Genomic DNA, 6265 nt, shown 5'->3' with positions numbered 1-6265 from the left:
AACCTATCGAAAGGTAGGGACGCAAAGCTATAGGGCCTTCGAAAGAGTGGCAGCCTGGCTACCGAAAGGGAGATTATTTTGAAAGCTTACCGTACGTATCGATTATTTGGCGCATTTCTGTCACTCGTCCTGTTTCTGACTGCACTTCCGCTTACTGTTGGAATTTCGCCGTCTGTTGTCATAGCTGCTTCAAATTCTGGTACCCCAGTTACCCCAGGAGCCTCACCCGAAGCCGTAAAGCTGCTTAACTATCTTTACTCGATTTCAGGAAAAGGTATTATTGCTGGTCAACATGACTATTTAGAAAGTCCAGATGAAATTAACAATATGCTGAAGGGAACAAGCGGACAGTACGCAGCTCTTCACGGTTATGAACTGGGCGCGATCAGTGGCCAGTCCGAAGGAACGATGGCCTGGCAGCGTCAAAATGTGGTGAACAGCGCCATCAACTGGAATAAAGCGGGCGGGATCGTAGCTATGACTTTTCATGCTAACCTGCCAGGCACCGCTTATGACTGGGGTAATGTGAAAAAAACGCTTAGCCAAAGTGAGTTCGATAGTTACGTTACACCGGGTACCAAGCAATATAACAGTCTGATCGCTGAACTTGATAAGGTAGCAGTCTCCCTAAAGAGCTTACGTGATGCCAACGTTCCGGTACTTTGGAGACCCTATCATGAAATGAACGGAAACTGGTTCTGGTGGGGGAAGAAAAACAACTTTTCAAAACTTTGGAATGTTATGTATGACCGTTTTGTTAACGTTCATAAATTAAATAATTTGTTATGGGTATGGAGTCCGAATGCTCCGAATGTTTGGTCAGATCCTTATGCGTCAACTTATCCAGGAGCAGATAAAGTAGATATTCTGGCAGCAGATATATACGAAAATGATTACCAGCAAAAATACTATGATAGCTTGTTGAGTCTAGCCGCTGGCAAACCGATTGCGATCGGGGAGAATGGTGAAGTGCCTAATCTGGAGAAGCTACAGCAATCGCAAAGTAAATGGACGTATATGATGAGCTGGGGAAAAATGCTTTACGATAATAACAGTGCAGACACAATCAAAACTTTTATGAATAGCAACTATACCCTGACTAGAGATAAATTAAATACTAGTCTGGTACCGAAGCCTAGCGCTGCACCAGCGCCGGCACCTTCCGAAGAAGAGGGAGAGGCAGCAATTCCTCTTGCGAAGGGGCTTGCAGGAGAATATTATAACAACATCCAGCTGTCGGGAGCAGCAGCTCTTACTAGAACAGATGCGATGATCGATTTCAATTGGCGGCTAGGATCGCCGGATGCCGCCCTCGGGATTGATCGTTTCTCCATACGTTGGAGCGGTAAAATTAAGCCATTATATGAAGAGCAATATACATTTTACACTACCTCAGATGATGGCATCCGTGTCTGGGTGAATGGGGAATCTGTGATTGATAGCTGGACTAAGCAAAGTGGTACTGAGCGTAAGGGCACCATAACGCTGACGGCTGGCCAGCTATACGATATCAAGGTGGAGTATTACGAGAATGAAGGCGATGCGAGAGTCCGCTTGATGTGGGAAAGTGCTAGTCAAGCTAAAGAGACAGTTCCAGCAAGTGCACTTTTTCTTCCGGATGTCTCCTGATTGATGAAAATTAAAGGTCGATCCTTAGTAGCTCTGCGTTATTGCAGAGCTACTAAGCTATAGTCCTCATTAGGTCAGAAGACGATTGTCCGATAACAGGTATGTTCATTTATTACCTGTGGAGGCAGTACAGCTACCGAAAGGAGGATTTATTTGCGTAAATATTATAAGCAAAACAGATTGTTGTTTACTATATTACCGGTGTTTATTATTTTTTCCTTGCTGCCTTGGGGAGAGGTTAGGAGTCTTCCGAAGGCTATGAGTGTTTCTTCCTCTCTACCTCCGGCTATACCAAGCAATCCATCAGCTTCTGAAGAAGCCAAGCAACTGCTGAGTAATTTGGTGAATCTACGTGGCAAAGGAATCCTGTCCGGCCAGCATGATTATCTAGAAAGCCCAGATGAACTGGTTCATAAGCTGAAAAATACTTCGGGACAGAATGCCGTTTTACATGGTTATGAATTAGGGGCGATTAATAATCAATCCAAGGGGACGATCGCAGAACAGCGGCAAGCTGTTATTGACAGTGCAATTGAGTGGCATCAAGAGGGTGGCATTGTAGCCATGACATTCCATCAGAGTTTGCCGGGGACATCTCCAGAATGGTCCAATGTAAACAGAAGTCTCAGTCAAGAAAAGTTTAATGCGTATGTTACGCCTGGGACGGCTCAGTATAAGCGTCTTATTTCTGATCTAGACGAGATCGCTGGATATTTAGAACAGCTGCGTGATGCCGGAGTTCCAGTCTTATGGCGACCTTACCATGAAATGAACGGCGGTTGGTTTTGGTGGGGGAAAAAGGACAATTTTTCAGCGCTTTGGAATATTGTCTATGATCGTTTTGTAAACACACACAAGCTAAATAATCTACTGTGGGTGTGGAATCCAAATGCACCGAATGAATGGGCAGATCCATATGCTGCATATTATCCCGATGCGGATAAACTCGATGTTCTGGCTGCGGATATCTACAATAACGATTATAAGCAGTCCTACTATGAGGATCTGCTTGCACTTGCTGAAGGTAAACCTATCGGAATCGGGGAGAGCGGACAGCTGCCGAACCCGGAAATATTAACCGAGAAACAAAATAAATGGGTCTATATGATGACTTGGGGAAAATTACTGACAGAAAATAATACGCTACAGTCAATTAAAAGCTTTATGAATGACTCGTTTATAGTATCGAGAGAGGATTACGTTCTCACATCAGGAGGCCCTTCGACAGCACCGGTAACCCCGGTAACGCCAACGGGTTTAACTGGAGAATACTATAACAATACTGATTTAGAGGGAGAAGCGGTACTTATCCGCGATGACCGTAAGATTGATTTTAATTGGCATGGCGGGTCACCTGCCCCGGAGATAAATGAAGATCGTTTTTCTGTACGCTGGAAAGGGAAGCTCAAGCCTAAATTCAGTGAAAAATATACGATTTCGGCATCCTCTGATGATGGAGTCCGTGTCTGGATTGACGGAAAGCTGATCATCGACAATTGGAACAATCAAAGTGCAACCCTTCATAAAGGAAGTATCCCGCTCACAGCTGGAACGCTTTATGATATCCAAATTGAATATTATGAGAATGAAGGAGATGCCAATCTTCGTTTACTGTGGGAGAGTTCAAGCCAGAAGCAGCAGGTAATTCCACAAGGAGCATTGTTCCTTCCTTAATCTAATGAAATGATAGGGTTAGACATTCCGGAAGAAAGAGAGGACCTATGGATGGGAATAACGAGGAGAATATCTAATGGAAAAAATAGAATATCTACAAACAAACCATTACTGTTATTACTGAAATTCGCCGCATTAACCGTCTTGTTTCTGTTGTCTGTCTCAGTTTTCGGAACGAATAAGACGAATGATTATAAGGTAGGTGCCAATATACCGAGACTATCTACAGGAACTGATGCTGCAGCAGAAATACCGGATGGTACTGTGATCTGGAATCTGGGACAACATGATGGCTCAGCAGCTGAATTCGCTGCGAGTGGCACTTCCGGCAGTAAGAAGGTATTTAATGTTCCTTCTTCAGCACTCAAACTATCGGCTCTTCAGAGCTTGCCTGCAGGCTTGAATGGAAAGACCCAGCCGGAATTAACGATCACTTATCAGCTAAATAAGATCCCGGAGAATGGGGTCTTATTTAGCGTAGGTATTCTGAATGCTTATAAATCCGTGCCGCAAATGAGTGTGTTTTCCAATCATCAATTGTCGGGGATCATTCAAATTGCTGGCGTATCGGGCACAGAAAGTGAATATAGCTTTCAAAAGTCCTATGAATTATACATTCCCAAGGAGCAATTGAAGCTGGGAACGAACGAATTGAAGCTGCAAACGGTTCGCTGTTTATATTGCAGTGACAAAGAAGACGAATATTCTTGGTGGACTTGGGATAATCTCCGTTTAGAATCTCTTAACGCTCCAATTTCCGAGCCTATTCATGGCAGCTATACACTGACCGGCACAGTAGTGAATAATAAGCAATTTTATTTTGATGAAGGTGCGGTTACGCATTTGCCTTATGTTATCAAATGGTTAGGGATGGCTTATAGCGGTAATGTGATGCGTACTAGCTGTGCCAGTGATGTCGGGAGATCCTGCTCAGATATGATGGAATATTACAAGGTATTGCAGGATTACAACATGCAGGCGGTTGCGCTGTATTTGCATACTGGTGATATTAAGCTTAAGGCAGATGGCTCGTTGCCTGCTGATGCGGAGAAAAAGCTGACAGATTATTTTGAGCAATATAGCCCCTATTTTCAATATTATGAGGTAGATAATGAGCCAGGATTATTCAATCGTTCTAAGGCAGTTAACTTGGCGATTGCGGACTGGCTAAATAAAAAGGGCAAGCAAATCGCGCCCCATTTACAAACAGTTGCTCCAGGCTGGGCGTATTGGCCGAGCTACAGTGAGGATTCCTGTGGTAATCAGAAGGGAACTGGGAAGGAATGTGGAGATCCGGATGGCTGGGAACGAGATCCAGAGCAGCGTATGGAGCTGGAGAAGGTCACGGATTTGACCAATGGACATTCCTACGGCGACTCTTATATTTTTAGCAATGGGGGAAGCTTTACTGAGAATTTGAAGACCTTCGATGGTGCAGACAATGGGCTCGGCAAAAAAATGCTGACCACTGAATTTGGTACCTCGGACAGTCATGTGGATGCCTATCAATACGGGGCAACGGAGCGGACAGCGGCTGTATTCGACCGGATCATGCGTGCGCATATTGGTTATGCGGATATGTTTGTGCAACATGCTGCTTTTTTTAAAGATTTCAGTTTATTCAAATACGGGTTTAATTTAGAAGAGCATGATCCGGCAACCACAGAGATTTACTATACAAAAGAGAACGAGGATTCACGTGTCAGCATTATGAGAAGGCTCAGTCTTGCTTATGCTACGCATGGAGCTCCATTAACTTACCAAGTTGCAAACAAGGATGTGTTAGCCGACAAGCTGGTTTATGTTCGCGCCGTGGATACTTCTACATTAAAACCTCTTGCGGGTAGCGGAGCGACCTCAAATAAGATATTGGTTAATTTCGTTAACTTTGAGTCTACCCCACAGACCGTGAGTGTAAATGTGACTATGCCGAAAAACGGTGTGTATGAAGGGGAGCGTTTTGGAAACGGGGATACGTATGAAAAAGCAAGAAGTTATATAACAGGGAAAAAGGCTACTCCCACGTTAACCTTTACGGAGACACTTGCTCCAGGAGAGGCTGTGCAGTACATTTTGCAGCTCTCCTCTGAAGTAAAGCCGTCGGCACCTAAAGGATTCAAAGCCGCAGCAACAAAAGGTTTATCTGTAAAATTACATTGGTTGGAGGCACCAGGAGCAAGCTACGAGTTACTTAGAGCTGATGGTAGCGGTGGGGAAATGAAAGTGATCGCTACTGATGTGAAGCTAACAGAGTACACGGATCATAATTTACATGAAGGAACTTTATATACCTACGCGGTAAGGGTATCCGGCTCCAATTTACTGTCCGATAAAGTTCAGATCACAGCCACCGGACTGGTTCCTCTGGATCGTACTAAATGGAAGGTATCCTCAAATGTAAATATGGTGGCATCGGCTCCAAGCCTTGCCATCGATGGGGATCGGCGTACGCGCTGGGACACTGGAAAACATCAGGTTTCTGGAGAGTATTTTCAGATTGATCTGGGTGTAGCACATGAAATTGAAAGAATAGATTTGGATAGCACGCTATCTCCTTTTGATTATCCAAGAGAATATGTAGTTTATATTTCTGACGATGCTCAAAACTGGAACAAACTCACCTCTGGAAAAGGCACAAAAGAGCTTACGAAGATATCCTTTTCTAAGGTAAAGACACGGTATATCAAAATTGTACAGACCGGAGCCGGCGGAAATTATTGGTCTATTCAAGAGTTACAGGTGTACTCCAGAGAATAAGCAATCCTTTGAATTTATATAATCGTATATAGCGCGCACTAAATAACTGTGAGATAGATCTACAATGGAATAGGGAATTCTTCCCTATAAATTTTGTGTTTTAGGGTTGAACAGGTGGAATATAGGGAATTTCTCCCTGTATTCCAGCGGATATCGCTGTCTTTTAGAAAATCCTCCGTATTATAGGGAGAAATTCCGCATAACT

3 protein-coding genes and 1 riboswitch are annotated in these 6265 nt (G+C 43.9%); all 3 genes read left to right on the top strand.

From position 1 onward, the window contains the following. Positions 1-66: riboswitch (cyclic di-GMP riboswitch) on the top strand. This riboswitch is flagged as partial in the annotation. 12 nt (positions 67-78) lie between these two features. Further along, positions 79-1629, top strand: coding sequence for a glycosyl hydrolase (locus CA598_RS30780; RefSeq protein WP_094871462.1), 1551 nt, complete (start codon positions 79-81; stop codon positions 1627-1629). A 153-nt stretch (positions 1630-1782) separates the two neighbouring features. Continuing rightward, on the top strand, positions 1783-3303 hold the full coding sequence (locus CA598_RS30775) for a glycosyl hydrolase (RefSeq protein WP_256990730.1): 1521 nt from the start codon (positions 1783-1785) through the stop codon (positions 3301-3303). Between the two features lie 51 nt (positions 3304-3354). Then, positions 3355-6060, top strand: coding sequence for a discoidin domain-containing protein (locus tag CA598_RS30770; RefSeq protein WP_094878964.1), 2706 nt, complete (start codon positions 3355-3357; stop codon positions 6058-6060). Positions 6061-6265: the final 205 nt, after the last annotated feature.

This window comes from Paenibacillus sp. VTT E-133291 (assembly GCF_002264395.1).
Taxonomy (GTDB): domain Bacteria; phylum Bacillota; class Bacilli; order Paenibacillales; family Paenibacillaceae; genus Paenibacillus_AQ; species Paenibacillus_AQ nitricinens.
This window is presented reverse-complemented; position numbering and strand designations above follow the sequence as displayed.

Coding starts and splice junctions, on each gene's coding strand:
- CA598_RS30770 (WP_094878964.1), top strand. CDS start 3,355: ATGGGAATAACGAGGAGAATATCTAATGGAAAAAATAGAATATCTACA.